We start from the raw sequence: 21,999 nt of genomic DNA, 5'->3' as shown, positions 1-21,999 counted from the left end.
TCGAGCGCCGCGTCGCCGATCGCGACGCGTCGCCGAATTCTCGACGCGGCCCCGGTCGGATCGCGCGCCGCTTCGTCCCGATCGCCGTCCGCGTCGCGCTCACCGGCTGCTCGCGGGTCGCTCGCTCACGGCTCGCGGATCCACGAGTCGTCGGTGCGGCCCGGCGCGAAGCCGAGGCGATCGAGGCGCGGCAGGTCGTCGACGAACTGCACCCCGGTCAGCGTGCGCGACAGCAGCGTCACCGCCAGCGGCGCGTGCAGCACGATCGCCGGGCGCAGCTCGCCGAGGCGGGCCGCGATCGCCTGCTTCGCACGATCGCGGTCGATGCGGGTCTGCGCCGCCCGGTACGTGTCGATCGCCGCGTCGAGCGTCTGGTCGGCCACTCCGGTCAGGTTGTGCGCCCCGCGGCTGTGGAACCACGGATACAGGTCGACGTCGCTGCCCGACGCCAGCCGCGCCAGCGCCACGCTGAACTTGCCGGCGCGCAGCAGGTTCGCCTGTACGTAAGGCCAGCTCGCGGTCACGCTCGGCGCCTGCACCCCGAGCTGTTTCCACGCCCCCCTCAGCGCGCGGGCCACCCCCGTCGCCAGCCCCGGGCTCGCGTCCCAGGTCAGCGGCAGGCGCAGCATCACGCCCTGGCGCCGCCGAACCCCGCGCTCGTGGATCCAGCCGAGCTCGTTCAGGATCGCGTCGGCGGCGGCGCGACCGGTGGCGTCGGCGGTCACCGCCGGCGGCGACACCAGCGGGCCGAGCCCGGCCTCGGCGTCGCGACCCTCGGCCAGGGCCACCAGATCGATCGGCGCCGGCGCGTGCAGATCGACCGGCGCCGTCACCGGCAGCCCCGGCAGCCCGTAGACCTGCAGCGCCAGCTCCCCGCGCGGGGCCGCGAGGTCGAGCGCCGCCCGCATCCGCGACCCCGACTGCGGGCCCTCGCGCAGGTTAAAGAGGAGCAGGTCGAAGCGCGCCGGGCTGACCAGATAGGCGGTGAAGCGGGCCGCCATCGCCGGCTTCGCCAGCTCTTTCGGCACGTGGATCGGCGCCACCTCGGCGAGCACGTGGACCTCCGCGCGGCGCAGGGCCGTCAGCGCCGCCGCGCCGTCGTCGATGGCGCGCAGCACGATCCGCCCGGCCAGCCCCGGCGCCTTGCTCGTGCGCTCGAGCATCAGGTGGACGTCGTCGCCGGCGACGAAGCGGAACGGCCCCGAGCCGATCGGCTGGTCTGGTTGGGCCACGCGGCCGCGCGGCACGATCTTGATCGCCGCGATCTTCTCGAGCACCAGCGGGTCGTCGTGCTCGAACACCAGGCGCAACCACCGGCCCGAGCTGTCCTTTGGGCCAGACGGCGGCCCGTCCGCCGGCACGGCGGCGCGCAGCCCGTCGAGCCCGTGGCGCTGGCGCAGCCCCTGCCCGCGCGGACCCAGCCACTGATTCACGCTGAGCAGCGCGTCCTCGCGCGTCACCGGCGAGCCGTCGTGGAACTGCGCGCCCTCGCGGAGGCGGCACACCACCCCGCGGCCGGCCGGGTCGTGGTCGACCTCGCAGCGGTCCGCGAGCGCCATCTCGATCCAGGGGGCGCTGTCCCCCTGGCGTCGGACGAGGCCCTCGAACAGCAGGTCGTCGACCACGCGCTGGCCCCATGGGTCGAGCTCCGCGAACGGGTCCAGGGTGGCGGGCAGGCGGCGCACCGCCACGACCACCGTGTCTTCGGCGGAAGGCGAGATCACCGGGGTCTGCGGACGGACTTCGCTCGGACCCTCTGCGGGGAGCGGCTCGGCGGGCGGGCTGCTGCAGGCGCTCGTGAGCGCGAGACACGCCCCCGCCAGAGATCGCAGGACGGCCGGCTTGCCCAGCCCTCTCGGTCTTCGGCGGCGGACCGGGAGTGGGGCCGCCACCTGCGCGCGTGGGGCCCTGGCGTCGCTCGGCGATTGCACCCCCACCGTCTACCAAACGGCCCGAGCACTTGAAACTACGCGCGTGCGCGTGATACAGCCAGGAATGTCGGCCTTCCCCCGCGGGAAGGCTCGGAGGACGACGCTCCCGATGATGCGCTCTGCTTCTACGCTCCTGATCACGACCGCACTCTGCATGGCTCCATGGGGCTGCGGAGGCGAGCCGGCCCCCAAGGTCAAAAAGTCCCAGGAGGACGAGGGACCATCGGCGGCGGACAACGTCAAGTTTGAACTCCCGCCCCCGCCCGACTTCGACGAGGGCAAGGTCGCCGAGAAGTGGGAGGACGGCGCCTGGTCGATCTACGGCCTGCGCAAGGATCTCGAGGAGAACGTCAAGATCGGCGACGCCGGCCAGGAGATCGAGCTCAAGGGCTTCGTCCAGGACATCTACGAGCCGCCGGTCTGCCCCGAGGGCGAGAAGTGCCCGCCCGGCAAGCAGCCGCACATCTGGATCACGGACAAGGCCGACGAGAAGGGCAAGAAGCGGGCGATGATGGTCGTCGGCTACCGCTTCACGATCCCCGACTACGACGCCAAGCGGTGGGAGAAGGTCCCCGACGTCGTGTTCGAGAAGGGCAAGCAGTACACCTTCAAGGGCAAGTTCAAGCGCTTCTCCGACCAGGGGTTCGCCGACGCCCGCGGCCTGCTGGACTTCACGTACTACAAGGCGATCGACCCGGCCACCGGCACCGAGGGCTGGATCGCGCCGAAGGCTGCGGCCTGGCACCCGATCGAGCTGCTCCGCGTCGAGGAGGAGCAGCGCAAGCTGGTCGAGAAGGTCAACAAGGGCAACAAGAAGGGCAAGTGAGGCGCGCCGTGCACAAGATCTTCCTGGGCTCGCTCTTCGGTTTCACCCTCGCCTTCGCGCTCGGCGCCTGTACGGCGCCCGAGATCGAGTCGTGCGAGAACTTCCGGGAGGTACGCAGCAGCTGCGACGGCAACAACGCGTTCCGCTACGAGCCGGTCAACTACGACCTGTGCAACAACGTGGACCCGGAGTGCAAGCAGTTCTACGACTGCACCGCCGCCTTGTCGTGCGTGCCCGACTCGAACCTCACCTGGCTCCTCGGCACCGAGAAGGTCGACACAAAAATCGGCGGCAAGCCCTGCGTCCCTCGCAGCCAGGATCCCGAGTGCGGCAAGCGCTGCTGCCCGGTCGAGTTCTACCGCACCCTGTGTCCGCAGCCCGAGGACAAGGAGTGTACGGACGACGACCTCCGGATCCCCGAAGAGGAAGACGAGGAAGAGTAGTCCTGCCATCGCGGTGACGCGCGCATGAGGGCGGCCCCGGCATTCCGCTGCGGCCGCCCTCTTCGTCTTGCGGCCACACGATCGCGGCGACCACGACCACACGGCGCTGCGGCGTCTCGCTCGTCCTCGTGCCCCGGCTCTTGCTCGCGCCCTTACCCCCCTCCTCCGCCCGGTCCGTCGCCGCAGGTCTCGCTTTCGGTCGCGCCCACGCCGGCTCCGCCAGCGAACGCCGCGCCGCGGGTTCGACCTCGGCGTGTCTCGCCTTCGATCGCGCCACGTCCGGTCCCGACTCGACCTGCCGGCGTCGTCGGAATGCGCTGCGGGCTCGCATCAGGCCGCGCGCGCTGCGACGACGACCGCGTCGCCATCGTCGGTGCGCGGCGCGATCGAGGCGTTGCGACCACGACGGCGAGCGCCCGCGGCCTGCTCGACTTCACCCCTCGCGCCTAGCGGTTGCTCCGTGACGGCGAGACGTGCAACGCTCGCAGAGACCGGTCCAGTGAGGCTCACCGTGCACAGATTCTTCCTCGTCGCCGCCTTCGCGTTCGCCGCTGCCTTCACCCTCGGAGCCTGCACCGCGCCGGAGGTGGAGTCGTGCGAGCAGTTCAAGGAGGCGCGCGCCGCGTGCGACGCCAAGAACGGCAGCGACACCAGCGGCGAGGACAAGGACGCCAACCTCTGCGACTCGGTCGACGCGGAGTGCAAGGAGTTCTACGACTGCGCCCGGCAGCAGGAGTGCGTCGAGGTCGGCGGCGTGTTCCGCCTCGACTACGCCAAGATCTGCACCATGCCCGAGGGCAAGGAGTGCACCGAGATCGCCGCCGCGGGCGACTGAAGCCCCGGGTGCGGACCGATCAGTTTGCCAGGCGACGCTCGAGCGGCGCGCTCCGCAGGCAGTGACACCCGTCGCCCGGTCGACGCGAGCATCGCCAGCCGCGGCCGAACCACTGGCGGCGTGCGCCCCTGACACCTTCGCCAGCTCGACGCGAGCATCGCCAGCCGCTGCCTGGCCGGCGACGAGCACGTGCGCCGACCGTCGGCGCGCGAGAGGTCCGCCGCTCAGCGACGCGCGGCGGTCTCGGCCGCGTAGTACCAGTCGGCCCCGCGCAGGCGCACCCACGCCGGCGTCTCCTCGATCGTCGGGCCGACGTCGACCGTCACCGTCGCCGCCCCGGGTCGGAGGATCTTCGCCGTCGTCGGCTCGCCGCGGGGTTCGCCCTGGACCAGGCGTACCGACCGGAACGCCTCCCACCCGGTCAGCCCTGCCAGCAGGGTCGGGTCGCCGGACGTCGACCACGTCGCCTCCTCGACCGCCTCGCGCGTCGCCGTCGCCGAACGTGTCCCCTGGGACAGCTCCACGCGACGCGCCTGCCCGAGCCAGAAGCGCAGCGGGTCCGAGTACAACAGGTCGTCGGCGAGCGCCGTGCAGGTCGACTTCGGCAGCAGCGCCGCGCGCGGCTGCCCCGGCACGTGGCCGACGCAGTCGGGGTGAAGCTCCAGCGTCGCCGCCTCGCTGCCGGTCCGCTCGACGCGGATCGTCCGCAGCGGCGCCGTCAGCGGGCGATCGGTCCAGGCCTCGGCGCGGGCCGCCTGCAGCCCGGCCAGCATCGCCTCGAGCCGGACCTCGTCGAGCGCAGCCGCCCCGTCGGGATGTACCGGCGCGTCGAGGCGCCACACTCCGAGGTCGAGGCGCACGCTCTGGCGCACCGCGTCGCTCCCCCGGCCGGGCAGCACCTCGAGCTCGCGCACCTCGCCTGTCCCGAAGGACAGCAGCCTGCGCTCCGCGAACGTCTCGCGGGTGAACGCCAGCGCCAGCGGCTCCTCGCGGGCCACCACCAGCGGCGGCGCCTCGTCGCGGCGGCAGGCCAGCGGCGCCCCGTCGGCCGGCCCGCAGCGCAGCCGCAGCCGCTGGCTGCTGTCGGACTCGATCGTCAGGTCGACCTCGGCGAAAAACCCCGCCAGCGGCCGCGCCGGCAGCTCGACCGGCGCCTGCTGCAGCGTCGTCCACCAGCGGAACACCTCCGGCTCGGCGACCTCGTGCAGCGCCCCGTCCTCCTCGACCACCCAGCCGCCGCCCAGCCGCCGCAGCCGCCGCTGCGCCGGCGCCTCCATCTGCACCGCCAGCACGCGCCCGTACGCGTACGGCGCCAGCTGCGGCTCGATCAGCCCCCCGTCGGGGTCGTCGATCGGCCACGGCGCGTCGATCTCCGCCTCCACGCAGCCGCGCGTCCCCGCCCCGCGGTCGACCACCACCCGCCCCGGCTGCCCCGGGCACGGCGGCCCGAGCCGCACCTCCCAGCGCCTGCCCGATCGGTCCTGGACTTCCAGCCATGGCGAAACGGGCAGCTCGCTCGCCTCCGCCGGCGCCGGCTCGAACTCCGCCGCGACGATGCGATCGAGGCGCAGCGCCACCGCCGGCTCCGACAGGATGTGCGGCGAAGCCCCGGCCACCACCCGCCACAGCGCGTCCGCCCCGCGCGCCAGCTCGAGCGGGCCCACGCGCACCGCCGCCGCCTCGCTGGCCTCGATCGGCACCAGCCGCCGCGACAGCCACGCCGACGCCGGCTGGGCCAGCGCCGCCGCCAGCTCCGGCTCGACCACCCACGTCCCCGCGCCCGCGATCGTCCCGTAGTCGCCGACCCCGTCGCTGGCCGCCCCGTGCAGCGTCACCGCCTGGCGGCGGCCGTCGACCTCGACCGCGATCTCCCCGCGCGCCGGCCCCAGCGGGCTGTCCTCCGCCACCGCGCGCAGCGTCGTCGCCATCCGCAGCGAGCTCCACAGCCCGGCCAGCCCCTCCGCGTCGGCCGGCCCCAGCGGCGCGTCGCCGACGAGCACCGCGTGCTGTCCGTTGTCCGCGGGCACCAGCGCCACCGGCGGCTGCCCGGCCTGCGTCAGCGTGATCGTCGCGCGCGCCAGCGCCGGCTCGCTCAGCTCCGGGAACACCCGCCGGGCCGCCGACTGCGCGCTGTAGATCATCGGCGCCGCCGGGCCGCCGGCCCACGGGTCGAAGCGCAGCAGCGCCGCGCTGGCGATCGCCGTCGCCGCCAGCCCCAGCGTCAGCGGCCGCGGGCGCCACGAGGCTGCCCGAGAGAACATGTCCCGCACAACATGTCCTTTCATACTCGCCGCCCCCACGGCCCAAGCGTCGCCGGCCCCCACGAAGCCGTCCGAGAGAACATGCCTTTCAGAACATGTCCTTTCATACGCGCCGCCTCCACAGCACCCACAGCCCGAGCGCCGCCCCGAAGCCGGGCAGGCCGACCAGGCACATCCACACCATCTGCGCCAGTTGGTCCTCCTGCAGCACCAGCTTGACGTGCTCGCGCGGGCGCGGCCGCAGCCCGAGCAGCGCGTCGCGCTCGCTGAGCCAGCCGACCGCGTTGAGCAGGAAGTCGCGCCCGCGGTCGTAGACCACGTCTTCGCGGAGCAGCGCGTTGAGGGCGAAGTCGGCCGAGCCGACCACGATCATGCGCGACCCGCCGAGCTCCGCCGCCGCCGCCACGGGCACCGGCCCCTCGCGGTCGCTCGCCGGGTCGAAGCGAGGCGCCTCGCCGCGGGTGAACGCCAGGATGTCGGCCTCGGCCCAGCCGCGCTCGCTCGTCTGGATCAGCGTCGTCGCCGGCGGCTCCACCGTCAGCTCGCGCACTTGCAGCAGCGAGATCGGCTGCCCGACCAGCCGCGCCGTCGCCGGGTGGTCGCCCCACCCCTCCTGCAGCGTGAACGCCAGGAACGGCGTCGCCCCGGCCATCGGCGACGGATCGACCACCACCCGCTCGCCGAACCGGATCCCCCGCTGCGCCGTCAGCTCCTCGAGCCCGTTCGGCGCCAGCCCGCTGCTCCCGCGCAGGATCACCGCCCCGGCCAGCAGCAGCACGTCGCCGCCGCCGCCGACGAAGCGCTCGACCTCCTTCACGTGCTCCGGCGGCAGCGGCCCCTGCGGCCCCCCGACCAGCAGCACGTCGCAGCCCGACAGCCCCTCCGGCCCCGACAGGTCGGCGATCCGCACCGTCAGCCCCGCGTCGGTCAGCAGGTCGCGCAGGTGCGCGTAGCCGCTGTAAGGCTCGAGGCTGTCGAGGGCCGGCTCCCCGTGCCCCTGCGTCGCGCACACCACCACGCGGCGCGCGTCCGTCACCGCCAGGAACTTGCCGAGCAGCGCCTCCTCGCCGCGGAACTCCTTCACCCGCGGCCCCGTCACCTGTACGTCGGGACCTGTCGCAAAGGACACCAGGTCGGTGGGCAGCAGATGCGCCTTGCGCAGCCCGGCTCCTTGCCCCGAGCGGATCAGCACCACCCCGTCGGCCAGCTCGCGGCCGGTCAGCGCGTAGTCGCCGATCGCCGCGCTCGCCTCCTGGTGATCGCGGTCGGGGTCGACGAAGCGCACCCGCAGCCGCTCGGGCGCCGCCGCCGTCATGCGGGCCAGCACCTCGCGCAGCTCGGCCTGCAGCGGGTTCGGCCGGCCGCCGCCGATCGTCGTCGGCACGATCACCGTCACCTCGACCGCCGCCGACAGCCCGGCCAGCACCTCGCGCGCGCGCTCGCTGAGCGAGTACACGTGCCCCCCCGTCCAGTCGCCGCGCTCCGCGTGCCGGCTCGCCAGCACCGCCGCGTTCGCCAGCGTGAACGCGGCCAGCGCGACCTGCAGCCCGTGCTCGAAGCGCCGCCGCGGGCTCACCACCACCACCGCCGCCAGCAGCAGCGACGCCGTCACCGCCAGGTGCAGGTACACCCAGCGCGGGTCGACGATCCCCTGCGCCAGCTCCTGCATCATCGTCAGCAGGCTGGTCGCCTGGATCGCCCGGCTCGCCGCCTCGGACTGCACCTGTCCTTCGAGCAAGCCGCTCATCACCGCGATCGTGCAGACCACGAACGTCATCACCGCCGCCGCCAGCTGGCTGCGGGCGATCGCGCTGGCCAGCAGCCCCACGGCCAGGAAGCTCGCGCCGACCAGCCCGACCCCGAGGTACCCGGCCAGCACCGGCCCCACCTCCGGCCGCGCCCCCGCGCCCATCAGCAGCACGTAGAACGACGCCGTCGGCAGCCACAGCGCCGCGTAGAACACGTACGCCCCGACGTACTTGCCGGCCACCAGCTGCCCCGGCGACAGCGGCGCCGTCAGCAGCGCCTCGAGCGTCCCGAGCCGCCGCTCCTCGGCCACGAGCCGCATGCTCAGCGCCGCGCAGATGAAGATCACCGGCAGCCAGAACAAGAAGAAGCTGCCGCCGAAGTAGAACTGCATCACCGGCCCGGGCGCCGCCAGCGGGTCGTTGAGCACGCGCAGCAGCAGCGCGAAGTTGTAGCCCTGGTTGAGCAGGAACAGCGTCGCCACCAGGTACGCCAGCGGCGTCACGAACAGCGACAGCAGCTCCTTGCGGGCCACGTGCCACGCCCCGCGCACCCACCAGCCGAGCGCGCTCACGGCTCACCCCGCCTTTCGGACATGTCCCGAAGGTTGGCGAGAAGGGCCTCGCCCCGCCGCCCGCGGAACTTCCACCGGCTCGTCCGCCCGGAGCCCGGGGCTGGCCTTCCGGACATGTCCCGAAGGCCAGCACACGCCGCGCCCCGGCCTCTCGGCGCCCCCCGCCTCACGGCGCACCTCGCCCGGCGTCCGCCTCGCCGCTCGTCAGGCGGTAGAACCGCTCCTCGAGGCTGCGGCGGCCGACCTCGAGCTGCACCGGCGGCACCCCGGCCTGCAGGCTCGCGCGCCCGAGCGCGGCGGCCAGCGCCTCCGCCTCGCGCGCGTCGGCGCAGCGGACCCGCGCCCGCGAGCCCGCGGGGTCGGCCACCGGGCCCTCGACCTGCGGCCCCTGGGCGCCCGCCAGCCGCAGCACCTCCGCCGCGCGTTCGGGCGGCCCGTCCCAGCGCGCCAGGACCTCGCTGGCGCGCAGCGCCTCGGCCACCGACTCGTCGGCCACGCAGCGGCCCTCGGCCAGCACGATCACGCGGTCGCACAGCGCCTCGACCTCCGCCAGGATGTGCGACGAGAAGATCAGCGTCTGGCCGCCGCCGAGCGACTTGAGCATCGCCCGGATCTCGAGCACCTGGTTCGGATCGAGGCCGACCGTCGGCTCGTCGAGCACCACCAGCGGCGGCGCGCCGAGCAGCGCGTCGGCGATCCCGACCCGCTGGCGATAGCCGCGAGACAGGTGCCCGATCGGCCGCTCGAGCATCTCGCCGAGGCCCGTCTGCTCCGCGACCCGGCGGATCTCCGCCGGCCGCGCGCGCCGGGGCACCCGCTTGATCGCCGCCCGGAAGTCCAGGTGTTCGCGCACCCGCAGCTCGACGTACAGCGGCACCTGCTCGGGCAGGTAACCGACCTGCTCGCGCACCTGCAGCGACTGCGACGACGCGTCGAGCCCCGCCACCGCCACCTTCGTGTCCGGGCCCGCCTGCACCGGCAAGAACCCGCACACGATCCGCATCAGCGTCGACTTCCCGGCCCCGTTCGGGCCCAACAGCCCGACGCGCTGGCCCGGCGCCACGCGGAACGACACGTCGCGCAGCGCCGGCGCGGGCGCCCCCGGGTAGCGGTGCGACAGGTGGTCGACCGCGAGCGACGCCGGCGCGCGGGTCATCGCTTCGTCGCCGGCGCCCCTGCGCCCTGCTCGGCCTTCGCCCCGGCCGGCTTCCCGTCGCTCGCCCCGGGAGCGCCTGCGCCCCCCGGCGTGCCCTGGCTCGCCCCGGCCCCTGCCGACCCGGCCCCGGCACCCGCGCCCGGCGTGCCCGCGCCCGCCGCACCTGTCTCCTCGGCCCTGTCCTTCAGGTCCTGTCCCTTCGCACCTGCTCCCTGGGCAATGTCCTTCGCGTCCTGTCCCTTCGCACCTGCCCCTGGAGCCCCGTCCCCCGCCGGCGCCCCCTCGACCGGCGCCGGCCCGGGCCGCGACTCGAGCGGGTCGCGCTCGATCTCCTGGACCGCCCACAGCATCGCCGCCTTGGCCTCCGGGTGGGCCTCCTTGGCCGCGGCGTCGGTCAGCGCCGCCTTGTAGCCGGCCAGCCGCTGGCTCCCCATCGCCTCCGCCAGCGCCTGGCGCACGACCGGGTCCGGCTCGCGCTGCAGCGCGTAGAGCAGCGCCAGCGCCGTCCCGTTGTCGCGGGCCGGGATCAGCGCCCGCGCGCACGCGGCCCGCTGGTCGACCGGCATCACGTAGGTGCCGTCCTTGTTCTGCAGCGTCAGCCCGTCGATGAGCCCGCGGCGCCGCATCTCGTAGGCCGCGTAGGCCTCCGTCGCGCCCTCGGCGCGGCCCGCCTTGACGTTGACCTCGCCGAGCAGCAGCCACGCCTCGAGGTCGTCGGGGTCGTCCTTCACGACCGCCTCCTGCTCGGGGATCGCCGCCTCGAATTGCCCGTCGGCCGCCAGCGCCAGCGCCAGCACCCGTCGCGGCTCGATCTCGTTCGGCAGCAGCGCCAGCGTCTGGCGGTAGAACGAGATCGCCGTCCGCCGGTCGCCCGCGCGCTCGTGCAGCGTCCCCAGCAGCAGGCTCGCGTTGGCCCGCAGCGGCGCGTCGCCGGCGTTGTCGGCGATCTCGCGCAGCCCGGGCCCGAGCTCGCCGACGATCCGCCGGGGCCCGTCCTTGTCCTCGGGCAGCAGCGCCGCCAGCCGCTCCTTCGCCTGCAAGTACAGCTCGGCGCGCGACTCGTCGGTCGGCCCGGCCTTCGCCTCCGGGGCGGCCTTCGCCTCCGCCCGCGGCTTCGGCGGAGGTGCCGGCGGCTGCCCCTCCCCGCAAGCCGTGAGTCCCAGGAGCACCGCCGCGCACCACCACGCCGAAACTGTTCGCATGGCCACGGGACAACGCCCTCGGCGACTCGGTTCCCGCGCGCGCGTTCGCTGCTGCACGCCGGAAAGGTGCCACAGGTCCCGCCCCTTGAACACCCGGCCGCGCATCGCCCCGGACCTCCGCGCGACGAGCGGCGCGGCGACCTCGGCTCCCTCGACCGCTCGTCGACCCGGCGACCTCGCCCACGAGTCACCCATGCCCGCAGCAACACCCCGGTCCCCTCCGCGCCTCTCGGTCGGCGTCGCCACGACCTCGGCGCCGTCGCCCGACCCGCGAGTCACCGATGAACGCAACGACCCCCGAACGCCGCGCCCTGGACCTGCCGGCCTCGGCCACACGATGCCCTCCGAACGGCCCCCACTGCTTCGGTGGCAGCCGTGCGTTCGCAGCCCCGAACTCGCGATCAGCCGAGCACGCGCCGCGGGAACCGCGGGTGCGTCTCCTCGGGCGCCGCCAGCACCGCCGCGATCGCGTCGGCGATGTCCAGCGCCACCGCGCCGACCACCAGCCGTTCGCCCGCCACCCCGTGGACATGCACCCCGGCCGTCGCCGCCGCCCACGGCGACAGCCCGCGCCCGAGCAGCGCCGCGATCACCCCCGCCAGGCAGTCGCCGCTGCCCGCGGTCGCCAGCGCCGGCCCGCCGCTCACGCACACGCCCAGGCGCGCGCCCTCGGCCACCAGCGTCCCCTCGCCCTTCAGCACCACCACCGCGCCCGTCACCGTCGCCAGCGAGCGGGCCGCCAGCGGGCGGTCGGCCTGCACCCGCGCCGCGGTCCACGACTCGCCTGTCCTCGCGGACAGCAAGCGAGCCGCCTCCGCCGGGTGCGGCGTGATCACCCGCGGCATCGGCGAGCGGACCGCGATCTCGGCCAGCGCCGACGCGTCCCACACCGCCGGCCGCCGATCTTCCAGCCACAGCGCCGCCAGCCCCGCGCGGTCCGCCTCGCGCACCAGCCCTGGCCCGACCACCAGCACCTTCGCCGCCGGCACCGGCTCGGCGCCGCGGGGCTGCACCATCAATTCGGGCCGGTGCGCCAGCAGCTGCGCCTGCACCTCGCGGTCGTCGGTCGCGATCGTCACCAGGCCCGCCCCGGCCCGCAGCGCCGCCGCCCCGGCCAGCACCGCCGCCCCCGGCGTCCCCGCCGACCCGCCGACGATGCCCACGTGCCCGCGCTCGCCCTTGTGCGAACCCGGCCGCAGCCCCGCGATCGTGCGCGCCACCTCGACCGGGTCGATCAGACATGTCTCATTCGACATGTCCTGAGAGACAATCCCGATGTCCGCCACCACCACCTCGCCGGCCGCCGCGCGTCCGGGCGTCACGTGCAGCCCCGGCTTCGAGCGGACGAACGTCACCGTGCGATCGGCCGCGAACACCGGCCCCGGCGCGGCGCCCGTGTCGGCGTCGATCCCGGTCGGGATGTCGATCGCCAGCTTCGGCCCCGGGTGCGCGTTGGCCCACGCCACCGCCGCCACGAACGGCTGGCGCAGCGGCGGCGCCGCCCCGGTCCCGAGCATCGCGTCGACGATCACCGCCTCCTCCTGCCCCGGCGGCAGCCCGCGATCGATCCGCACCCCCAGCTTCTCCGCCAGGGCCACCTGCTGGGCCAGCTCCGGGCTCAGGCGTTCGCTCAGCAAGAACGCCCGCGCCGGCACCCCCCACCCGTGGAGGATCCGCGCCACCGCCACTCCGTCGCCGCCGTTGTTGCCCGGCCCGCACAGCGCCCAGACCGGGAGGTCGCCGCGCATCGCCAGCGCCTCGCGGGCGCAGCACAGCGCCGCCCGCTCCATCAGCACCGGCGACGGCGTCCCGAGATCCACGATGGTGTGGCGGTCGGCCGCCGCCGCCTGGCTCCTCGTCCACAGCGTCGCCCAGGCGCGCGTCATGCCGGGAGGATAACTTGTCCGCCCCGCGCGGGCGAGCGCGCGGGCAACACATGTCTCGAGAACCATGTCCTCGCCGACGCGCGCCCTCTCTCCTCGCCCGCTCGGCGGGTCCTGCCTCCGTCCAAGCAAACCCTTCCTCCTCGCCCGCTCCGGGGGCCGGTCCTCGCCGACGCGCACCTCTCTCCTCGCCCGCTCGCGTCCTGTCCTCGCCGACGCCCCCCTCTCCTCGCCCGCTCGCCGTCCTGTCCTCGGGCGGTCCTCCTTCAGGACCGACCTTCCTCCACAACCTCCGGGCGTCCCGTCTTCGCCCACACACCCCTCTCTCGCCCGCTCGGCCGTCCTGCTCCTTGCCGGCGTCGACCCTGCCTCCACGGCCTTCGAGCGTCCCGTCGTTGCCCACGCATCCCCCTTCTCCTCGCCGGCTCGGCCCCTCCTGCTCCTTGCCCGCGTCGACCCTTCCTGCCATCCTCGGCGGCGATGGGCGTGCATCCTCGTCGGGCCGCGAGTTCGTGTCGCCGGCTGCTCGTGCTGGTCGCCGCGCTCCCGGCCTGCATGTCCTACGGCCCGCCGATGCGCAGCCCCGGCTACGGAGCGCCCGGCCGGATCCGCCAGGGCCAGCTCGAGCTCGGGGGCGCCGTCGCCCACCCGGGCTATCCCGGCAGCGGCGGCCCGTTCATCGGCTACGGCGTGCGCGACTGGGCCAGCGTCGAGGTCGGCGCCGACTTCTCGTTCCGCCAGTGGGCCCTCGGCTACCTCGGCGGCCGCTTCACCTACGCCCCGAACCGCGACCGCAAGCTCCACGGCGCCCTCGACGGCGAGCTCGGCGTCGGCGGCGGCGCCGGCGGCCGCTTCTTCTGCCCCGAGCACCCGTGCGCCGACGCCCGCGGCTGGACCGAGCGCGCCGCGCTCGGCGGCTACGCCGGCGGCGGCGCCGGCTACCACTTCAGCTTCTTCGCCCTCTACGCCCGCGGCCGCCTGCAGGCCACCGCCGCCGAGGGCCTGCCCTCCACGCTGTTCGGCACCCTCCACGGCGGCATGCAGTTCCGGATCGCCCGTCACGTCGACATCTTCGCCAGCGGCGGCCTGTTCGGCCTCCACAACCGCGAGGGCGGCGCGGTGAACCCCTACTGGGACGTCGGCCTCTCGGTCTACTTCGACGTCGTCCGCCGCAAGCAGCAGCCCGGCGCGCGCCTGCCGTTCCGCATGTCCTTCTAAACATGTCCGAAAGGCCTCACGACCTCCCGCCCCGCCCCCTGGGCCGCGCAGACGCTACCTGCCCGCCACGACCTCTGCTACGCTGATGGCGGTATGGGCGAACCGCAGCGCAAGCTCCCCGACCGGCTGACCGTCGACGAGTTCCTCGCCACCTCCTGGCCCGACGACGCCCGCCACGAGCTCCACGACGGCCACGTCGTCGCCATGGCCCCGCCGATGCGCGCGCACTCGACGCTCGTCGTCAATTTGGCCGTTGCGATTCGTCCCCTCCTCCCCCGCTCGTGCGACGTACTCACCGAGGCCGGCGTGCTCTCCCCCGCCCGCGCGTACACCTGCTACCAGGCCGACCTGCTCGTCACCTGCGAGCCGCCGGAGCCGCGCCAGCGCACGATCCACGCCCCGATCCTGCTCGTCGAGGTGCTGTCCCCGAGCACGCAGGCGATCGATCGCAGCCGCAAGCTGCCCGACTACCGCCAGATCGCCAGCGTCCAGGAGGTCTTGCTCGTCGACAGCGAGGCCATGCACGTCGAGCTCTACCGCCGCTTCGAGGGCACGCGCTGGCTCAGCGAGATCCTGCGCGAACCGACCGACGTCCTCCACCTCGACAGCGTCGGCCTCGACCTCGCGCTCGCCGACCTCTACCGCCGCGTCGTCTTCCCCGCCGAAGAAGCCGCCGGCTGACCTGTCCCCAATACCAGGTTGGCACCCCTCCCGCGCGCGAGGTCTTGCTCGTCGGCCGCGAGCGCATGCTCGTCGAGCTGCCCCGTCGCCTCGACGAGCGCCGCTGGCTCACCGAGATCTTGCAGCGCCCGCACGACGCGCGCGTGCCGGCGTCAAGCTCGCGCTCCTCGACCTCTGCGAGGACGTCGCGCTGCCCGCCGCCGACCGCGAGCGCCCGCTTTGACCTGTCCCCAAGGACAGCTCGCCGAATTGCCCCTCCGGCGGCCCCTGCGAGCAAGCGCACGCGCCTCGCCGCTCGCCTCGGTTTCTCGTACAATCGGCCCGACATGCCCGCCCCTCTGCGCGCCTGTGCGGTCTCGTTCCTCAACGCCTGGCCGCTCGTCCAGCCCCTCGTCGGCCAGCACCTCTCCGCCGAACGGATCCCGCGCCACCCTGACGGCACCCCGCTGTTCGATTTCAGCCTCGTGCTCCCCAGCGAGTGCGCGCGGCGCCTGGAGACCGGCGAGTGTGACGTCGCCCTCGTCCCCGTCGCCGCCTGCGCCGCGCACCCCGAGTGGGAGGTCGTGCCCGAGGTCGGCATCGGCTGTCGCGGGCCGGTGCACTCGGTCCTGTTGGTCTCCGCCGTCCCCCTGCAGCAGATCGAGCGGATCTACCTCGACGCCGCCTCGCGCACCTCGGTCATCCTCGTGCAGCTGCTCCTGCGCGCCCAGGGCCTCCGCCCCGAGTGTGTCCACGCCCCGCACCGCGAGGGCGCCGGCCTGGTCCAGGGCACCCACGCCGCCCTCGTGATCGGCGACGCCGCCATGGCGCTGCACGATCGCTTCCCGCACGTCTTCGACCTCGGCGCCATGTGGCTGGCCCAAACCGGCCTCCCGTTCGTGTTCGCCGTCTGGGCCGCGCGGCCCGGCGTCCTCACGCCCGCGCACGTCACCGCCCTGCAGGAGGCCCGCGCCTACGGCCTCAAGCACGCCGAGGAGCTCGCCCACGCCTTCCGCGAGCAGCAGCTGCGCGCCGGCCTCCCCGCGCGCGACCTGCTCAGCGACAACGCCTACGCCAACTACCTCCGGCGCGCGATCCGCTACAGCCTCTCCACCAAGGAGCGCGAGGGCGTCGTCGAGTTCCTCTCGCGGGCCACCGCCGCCGGCCTCCTCACGATCCCCGGCCACGACCCCGAGGACCCGGTCCACATCCGCTTCGCTGGCGGCGCCGCGTCCGAGGCCCTGGTCGCCGCGCGCCGGCCGCGGCCGCCGCTCGCGGCCGACGAGCTGCTCGCGCGTGCCGCCGCCGGAGGTCGCCTCGACCTCGCCGAGGGCATCTTCCTCTACGAGCACGCCGACCTCATGGCCCTCGGCGCGGCCGCCGACGCGCGTCGCGCGGCGCTCCATCCCGACGGCGTCGTCACCTACATCATCGACCGTAATGTAAACTATACAAACGTGTGTGTAACGCGTTGTAAATTCTGCAATTTTTACACCCCGCCCGGTGCCAAGGGCGGCTACGTCCTCAGCCGCGAGGAGCTGGCCCGCAAGTTCCGCGAGACCGAGGAATTGGGCGGCGTCCAGATCCTCCTTCAGGGTGGCCTCAACCCCGAGCTCAACCTCGAGTGGTACGAGGACTTCTTTCGCTGGACCAAGGCCAACTTCCGCCTCGCGTTGCACGCGCTGTCGCCGACCGAGATCATCCACATCGCCCAGCTCGAGGACTTGCCGATCCGGGACGTCCTCGTCCGGCTGCGCGCGGCCGGCATGGATTCATTGCCGGGCGGCGGCGCCGAGATCCTGGACGACGAGATCCGCGCCCGGATCTCGCCCTTCAAGAACACCGCCGACGAGTGGCTGGCCGTCATGCGCGAGGCCCACGGCCTCGGCATGAAGACCACCGCCACCATGGTGTTCGGCTTTCAGGAGACCGCCGAGCAGCTCGTCCACCACATGGACCGGGTGCGCAGCCTGCAAGACGAGACCGGGGGGTTCACCGCCTTCATCACCTGGCCGTTCCAGGCCGACGGCACCCGGCTCAAGCTGCGCGACGACACCAGCCCGCTGCGGTACTTGCGGGTACAAGCGCTGGCCCGGCTCTACCTCGACAACGTCCCCAACCTGCAGGTCAGCTGGCCGACCTTGGGGCCCGAGATCGGCGAGGTCGCCCTGCGCTTCGGCGCCAACGATTTCGGCTCCGTCATGATCGAGGAGAACGTCGTCTCGCAGGCCGGTGCGCGATTCATGATGAGCGCCGCCGAGATCGAGGCCCACATCCGGCTCGCCGGCTTCGTCCCCGCGCGGCGGAACATGCGTTACGACCGGCTGCCTGGCGTTTCGTCGGGTGGCGCATCGGTCGCCGCGCCGGCGGGAGCGAGCGGCGAGCTCGGGGTCTTGTGACCCCTCGCACGTCCGCGGGCGGCCGGCTGCACTCCGAAAAATCCCGCGAACATAGTAAACGCCCCCCAGGGCTCTCCGAGCGGTCTTTCGGACCGGTTCGGGCCGCCTCACTCCACGAGCCTCCGGGCTCCGAACTTCACGCACCGGATCTGCCCCTGCGACAGCCTTCAGGCCCGACTCGGTCCGCGCAAGAACCCGCACCATGACAGTACATCGGATCAAAAAGGGACTCGACCTCCCGATCACCGGCGCACCGCAGCAGGTGATCGAGGCCGGCTCGCCCGTACGTCACGTCGCCCTGCTCGGCGCCGACTACGTCGGCATGAAGCCGAAGATGGAGGTCAAGGTCGGCGACGCCGTCAAGCGCGGGCAGCTCCTCTTCGAGGATCGCAAGACCCCCGGCGTCCGCTTCACCGCCCCCGGCGCCGGCTCGGTGGTCGCCGTCCACCGCGGTGAGAAGCGCGCCTTCCTCTCGCTGGTCATCGCCCTCAACGAGCGCGAGCTCGCCGGCCAAGCTGGCCCCGAGGACCGGGTCACCTTCGCCAGCTACACGCGCAAGCCGGTCGAGCAGCTCGGCGTCGACGAGATCAAGGCGCTGCTGGTCGAGTCCGGCCTGTGGACGGCCCTGCGCCAGCGCCCCTTCTCGCGCGTCCCCAGCCCCGAGTCGACCCCGCGCGCGCTGTTCGTCACCGCCATCGACACCAGCCCGCTGACCGCCGACGTCGGCGCGGTGCTCAAGGGTCGCGAGGCCGACTTCCAGCGCGGCCTGGCCGTCCTGAGCAAGCTCGCGCCGAAGACCTACCTGTGCAAGGGTCCCGGCCTCGCCATCGACGCCGGCGGCGCCGCGGGCGTGCGCGTCGAGACCTTCGACGGGCCGCACCCGGCCGGCCTGGTCGGCACGCACATCCACCTGCTCGAGCCGGTCAGCCGCGAGCGGATCGTCTGGCACATCGGCTACCAGGACGTCGTCGCCGTCGGCCGCCTGTTCGCCACCGGCGAGCTCGACTTCACCCGCATCGTCGCGCTCGGTGGCCCCGTCGCCAAGCGCCCGCGCCTCCTCAGCACGCGCGCCGGCGCCAGCCTCGACGAGCTGACCGCGGGCGAGCTGCAAGCCGGCGAGAACCGGGTCGTCAGCGGCTCGGTGTTCGGCGGGCGCAAGGCCGTGGGCGAGGTCGACGGCTACCTCGGCCGCTACGTCAACCAGGTCAGCGTCCTCGCCGAGGGCCGGCAGCGCGAGCTGCTCGGCTGGCTCGCCCCGGGCGCGCGCAAGTACAGCACCATCCCGGTCTACTTCGGCTACCTGGCCAAGCTGTTCGGCAAGAAGTTCGACTTCACCACCACGACCAACGGCTCGCCGCGGGCCATGGTCCCGATCGGCATGTACGAGCGCGTCATGCCGCTCGACATCCTGCCGACCTTCCTGCTGCGCTCGCTCCTCGTCGGCGACACCGACCGGGCCGTCGCACTCGGCGCGCTCGAGCTCGACGAAGAGGACCTGGCGCTGTGCACCTTCGTCGATCCGGGCAAGTCGGACTTCGGCGCGGTGTTGCGGCAAAACCTCAACGAGATCGAGAAAGAGGGCTGACGCAGATGTTGCGAAAAATGCTCGACAAGCTCGCCCATTCCTTCGAAAAGGGCGGCAAGCACGAGAAGCTGTACCCGCTCTACGAGGCGGCCGACACCTTCCTCTACACGCCCCCGGACGTCGCCAAGCGCGACTCCCACGTCCGCGACGCCCTCGATCTCAAGCGCATGATGACCACCGTCGTCATCGCGCTGATCCCGTGCGTGTTGTTCGCGATGTACAACACCGGCCTGCAGGCGCACCTGATGATCGCCAAGGGCGCCGCGCCGCTCGACAACTGGCAGACCGCGCTCTACCAGATGTTCGGCTTCGGCTTCGACCCGGCCAACATCCTCGCCTGCTTCCTCCACGGCGCCATCTACTTCCTGCCGGTCTACATCGTCACGATGGCGATCGGCGGCAACTGCGAGGCGCTGTTCTCGGTCGTCCGCAAGCACGAGATCAACGAGGGTTTCCTCGTCACCGGCCTGTTGTTCCCGCTGACGCTGCCGCCGACCATCCCGCTGTGGCAGGTCGCGCTCGGCATCGCCTTCGGCGTCGTGCTCGGCAAGGAGGTCTTCGGCGGCACCGGCATGAACGTGCTGAACCCGGCGCTGACCGCCCGCGCGTTCCTGTTCTTCGCCTACCCGGCCCAGATCTCGGGCGACCAGCCGTGGGTGGCCGCGAACCTGTCGGCGCTGCCGCAGGGCGTCTCCGGCGCCACCGCGCTCGCCCGCGCCGCCGTCGACCCCAACGTGGTGATGAACCAGACCGGCGGCTGGACCGCGACCTGGTGGGACGCGTTCGTCGGCACCATCCCCGGCTCGATGGGCGAGACCTCGACGCTGTGCTGCCTGATCGGCGCCGCGGTCCTCATCCTCACCAAGGTCGGCTCCTGGCGCACGATGCTCGGCGTCGTGCTCGGCACGCTCGCGCTGTCGAGCCTGTTCAACGCCATCGGCAGCCAGACCAACCAGCTGTTCAACTTGCCGTTCGAGTGGCACATCGTGCTCGGCGGCTGGGCCTTCGGCACCGTGTTCATGGCCACCGACCCGGTCTCGTCGGCCTTCACCGACACGGGCAAGCTGATCTACGGCTTCGGCATCGGCGCCCTCGTCGTCCTGGTGCGGGTCGTGAACCCCGCCTACCCCGAGGGCATGATGCTGGCGATCCTGTTCATGAACATGTTCGCCCCGCTCATCGACCACTTCTTCGTCCAGGCCAACATCAAGAGGAGGCTCGCTCGTCATGGCGCAGCATAGTACCGGCTACACCATCGGCTTCGCCGCATTGGTCTGCGTCGTCTGCGGGGTCGGCATCGCCAGCGCCGCGGTCGCGCTGGCCGACCGCCAGGCCGAGAACAAGAAGCTCGACCAGCAGAAGCAGGTCCTCGCGGTCGCCGGCCTGATGAAGGAAGGCGAGGTGCTCAAGCCCGAAGAGGTCAAGAAGCGCTTCGCCGACAACATCAAGCCCGAGGTCGTCGACCTCAAGGGCGGCGTCGCGGCCCAGGGGGTCGACCCGGCGAGCTTCGACCAGCGCAAGGCCCAGAAGGACCCGGCGCAGAGCCGCGAGGCCCCGCCGAACAACGCCAAGGTCCTGCGCCTGCCCAACAACGCGTTGGTCTACAAGGTGATGAAGGACGGCAAGGTCGACACCTTGATCCTCCCGATCGAGGGCTACGGCCTGTGGTCGACGCTGTACGGCTTCCTCGCGCTCGACGCCAAGGACGCCAACACCGTCAAGGGCATCACCTTCTATCAGCACGGCGAGACCCCCGGCCTCGGCGGCGAGGTCGACAACCCCAAGTGGAAGGCCCTGTGGCCCGGCCGCAAGATCTACGACGACAAGGGCACGCCGCAGATCGGCGTCGTCAAGGGCCAGGCCGGCCCGCCGGCCAGCGACCCGTACCGCGTCGACGGCCTGTCGGGCGCGACCATCACCAGCAACGGCGTGTCGAACCTGGTCAAGTTCTGGTTCGGCCCCGACGGCTTCGGTCCCTACATCCAACACCTCAAGGCGGCGGGGGGCAAGTAAGTCATGGACAAGCAGACCAAGGGCGTCCTGTTCGACCCGCTGTTCAACAACAACCCGATCGCCCTGCAGGTGCTCGGCATCTGCTCGGCGCTGGCGGTCACGACCAAGCTCGAGACGGCGCTCGTCATGTCGATCGCGCTGACCACGGTCACCGCGTTCAGCAACCTGGCGATCAGCTCGATCCGCAACTACATCCCGTCGAGCATCCGCATCATCGTCCAGCTGACGATCATCGCCTCGCTCGTCATCATCACCGACCAGGTGTTGAAGGCGTTCGTCTACGACGTGAGCAAGCAGATGAGCGTCTACGTCGGCCTCATCATCACGAACTGCATCGTCATGGGCCGCGCCGAGGCCTACGCGATGGCGAACAAGCCGGGCATCAGCTTCCTCGACGGCATCGGCAACGGCCTCGGCTACAGCATGGTGCTGCTGGCGGTCGCCTTCTTCCGCGAGCTGTTCGGCTCCGGCAAGCTGTTCGGCATCGAGATCTTCAAGACCGTCAACGACGGCGGCTGGTACACCACGAACGGCCTGATGGTCATGTCACCGTCGGCGTTCTTCATCATCGGCGGCATGATCTGGGCCCTCCGGGTCGCCAAGCCCTCGCAGCAGGAGAAGGAGTGATCCCATGCTCGAGCACTACTTGAGCCTCCTGACGAAGTCGATCTTCGTCGAGAACATGGCCCTGGCGTTCTTCCTGGGCATGTGCTCCTTCCTCGCCGTGTCGAAGAAGGTCGAGACCGCGATCGGCCTCGGCGCCGCCGTCATCTTCGTGCTCGCGGTGTGCGTGCCGCTGAACCAGCTCATCATCGTGTCGCTCCTCAAGGAGGGCGCGCTGGTGTGGATCAGCCCGGACTTCGCCACCGTCGACCTCAGCTTCCTCAGCTTCCTGGTCCAGATCGGCACCATCGCCGCCGTCGTCCAGGTCGTCGAGATGGCGGTCGACCGCTACGCCCCCGCCCTCTACAACGCGCTGGGCGTGTTCCTCCCGCTCATCGCCGTCAACTGCGCCATCCTCGGCGCCTCGCTGTTCATGGAGCAGCGCGAGTACAGCCTCGGCGAGGCGGCGGTGTTCGGCCTCGGCTCGGGCATCGGCTGGGCGATGGCGATCGTCGCGCTCGCCGCCCTGCGCGAGAAGATGCGCTACAGCAACGTCCCCGAGGGTCTGCGCGGCCTCGGCATCGCGTTCATCCTCACCGGCCTGATGGCGATCGGCTTCCTCGCCTTCTCGGGCATCCAGCTCTGACCCGCGGAGGAGCACCAC

The 21,999-nt window shown here is 72.7% G+C and carries 17 protein-coding genes; 11 read left to right on the top strand and 6 right to left on the bottom strand.

The features are described 5' to 3' along the window. Nucleotides 1-125: 125 nt before the first annotated feature. Entirely contained in the window at nt 126-1,724 is a 1,599-nt protein-coding gene (locus NAEX_RS42310) for an ABC transporter substrate-binding protein (RefSeq protein ID WP_096333145.1), read from the bottom strand. Nucleotides 1,725-2,085: 361 nt separating this feature from the next. Between NAEX_RS42310 and NAEX_RS42305 the strand changes: the two genes are divergently transcribed. The 3 genes from NAEX_RS42305 (at nt 2,086) to NAEX_RS42295 (ending at nt 4,035) form a co-directional block, all read left to right on the top strand. Next, nucleotides 2,086-2,757: a hypothetical protein gene (locus tag NAEX_RS42305; RefSeq protein WP_096333144.1), complete on the top strand. Its 672-nt coding sequence runs from the start codon at nt 2,086-2,088 to the stop codon at nt 2,755-2,757. An 8-nt stretch (nt 2,758-2,765) separates the two neighbouring features. Continuing rightward, complete coding sequence (locus NAEX_RS42300; protein WP_143140093.1) at nt 2,766-3,200, top strand: hypothetical protein; 435 nt, start codon at nt 2,766-2,768, stop codon at nt 3,198-3,200. Nucleotides 3,201-3,711: 511 nt separating this feature from the next. Beyond that, nucleotides 3,712-4,035, top strand: coding sequence for a hypothetical protein (locus NAEX_RS42295; protein ID WP_100792664.1), 324 nt, complete (start codon nt 3,712-3,714; stop codon nt 4,033-4,035). A gap of 224 nt (nt 4,036-4,259) precedes the next feature. Here NAEX_RS42295 and NAEX_RS42290 read toward each other — a convergent pair whose 3' ends face one another. The 5 genes from NAEX_RS42290 to NAEX_RS42270 all read right to left on the bottom strand — a co-directional run bounded on the left by NAEX_RS42290 (nt 4,260) and on the right by NAEX_RS42270 (nt 12,860). Continuing rightward, complete coding sequence (locus NAEX_RS42290) at nt 4,260-6,296, bottom strand: hypothetical protein (protein WP_096333141.1); 2,037 nt, start codon at nt 6,294-6,296, stop codon at nt 4,260-4,262. Nucleotides 6,297-6,399: 103 nt separating this feature from the next. After that, nucleotides 6,400-8,616: a Gldg family protein gene (locus NAEX_RS42285; protein WP_096333140.1), complete on the bottom strand. Its 2,217-nt coding sequence runs from the start codon at nt 8,614-8,616 to the stop codon at nt 6,400-6,402. 166 nt (nt 8,617-8,782) lie between these two features. Next, nucleotides 8,783-9,772: an ABC transporter ATP-binding protein gene (locus NAEX_RS42280; RefSeq protein WP_096333139.1), complete on the bottom strand. Its 990-nt coding sequence runs from the start codon at nt 9,770-9,772 to the stop codon at nt 8,783-8,785. Beyond that, nucleotides 9,769-10,941: a tetratricopeptide repeat protein gene (locus NAEX_RS49040; protein WP_100792663.1), complete on the bottom strand. Its 1,173-nt coding sequence runs from the start codon at nt 10,939-10,941 to the stop codon at nt 9,769-9,771. The genes NAEX_RS42280 and NAEX_RS49040 overlap by 4 nt, the downstream gene beginning before the upstream one ends. A gap of 434 nt (nt 10,942-11,375) precedes the next feature. Further along, the gene (locus NAEX_RS42270) at nt 11,376-12,860 is read right to left on the bottom strand and encodes an NAD(P)H-hydrate dehydratase (RefSeq protein WP_170136474.1); all 1,485 of its coding nucleotides are present in this window, start codon (nt 12,858-12,860) and stop codon (nt 11,376-11,378) included. A gap of 477 nt (nt 12,861-13,337) precedes the next feature. Here NAEX_RS42270 and NAEX_RS42265 point away from each other — a divergent pair, with 477 nt between their 5' ends. From NAEX_RS42265 to nqrE, 8 genes are all read left to right on the top strand, one after another. Then, nucleotides 13,338-14,075: a hypothetical protein gene (locus tag NAEX_RS42265; protein WP_096333137.1), complete on the top strand. Its 738-nt coding sequence runs from the start codon at nt 13,338-13,340 to the stop codon at nt 14,073-14,075. A gap of 93 nt (nt 14,076-14,168) precedes the next feature. Then, nucleotides 14,169-14,756 (top strand): Uma2 family endonuclease, encoded by a 588-nt coding sequence (locus NAEX_RS42260; protein WP_096333136.1) that lies wholly within the window; start codon nt 14,169-14,171, stop codon nt 14,754-14,756. A gap of 326 nt (nt 14,757-15,082) precedes the next feature. Further along, entirely contained in the window at nt 15,083-17,134 is a 2,052-nt protein-coding gene (mqnC, locus tag NAEX_RS42255) for a cyclic dehypoxanthinyl futalosine synthase (protein WP_096333135.1), read from the top strand. A 202-nt stretch (nt 17,135-17,336) separates the two neighbouring features. After that, nucleotides 17,337-18,719, top strand: a complete 1,383-nt coding sequence (locus NAEX_RS42250; protein ID WP_096333134.1) for a Na(+)-translocating NADH-quinone reductase subunit A — start codon at nt 17,337-17,339, stop codon at nt 18,717-18,719. A gap of 5 nt (nt 18,720-18,724) precedes the next feature. Beyond that, nucleotides 18,725-19,960 (top strand): NADH:ubiquinone reductase (Na(+)-transporting) subunit B, encoded by a 1,236-nt coding sequence (locus tag NAEX_RS42245; RefSeq protein WP_096333133.1) that lies wholly within the window; start codon nt 18,725-18,727, stop codon nt 19,958-19,960. Then, nucleotides 19,947-20,732 carry a Na(+)-translocating NADH-quinone reductase subunit C gene (locus NAEX_RS42240; RefSeq protein ID WP_096333132.1) on the top strand — a complete coding sequence of 262 codons (786 nt, stop codon included), beginning with the start codon at nt 19,947-19,949 and terminating at the stop codon, nt 20,730-20,732. Before NAEX_RS42245 ends, NAEX_RS42240 begins: the two co-directional genes overlap by 14 nt. A 3-nt stretch (nt 20,733-20,735) precedes the next feature. Continuing rightward, entirely contained in the window at nt 20,736-21,359 is a 624-nt protein-coding gene (locus NAEX_RS42235) for an NADH:ubiquinone reductase (Na(+)-transporting) subunit D (protein WP_096333131.1), read from the top strand. A gap of 4 nt (nt 21,360-21,363) precedes the next feature. Further along, nucleotides 21,364-21,981 carry an NADH:ubiquinone reductase (Na(+)-transporting) subunit E gene (gene nqrE, locus NAEX_RS42230; protein WP_096333130.1) on the top strand — a complete coding sequence of 206 codons (618 nt, stop codon included), beginning with the start codon at nt 21,364-21,366 and terminating at the stop codon, nt 21,979-21,981. Nucleotides 21,982-21,999: the final 18 nt, after the last annotated feature.

Origin of the sequence: Nannocystis exedens, assembly GCF_002343915.1 — a bacterium.
Taxonomy (GTDB): domain Bacteria; phylum Myxococcota_A; class Polyangia; order Nannocystales; family Nannocystaceae; genus Nannocystis; species Nannocystis exedens.
Note: the sequence above shows the minus strand (reverse complement) of the source record. Positions and strands in the feature narration are given on the sequence as shown.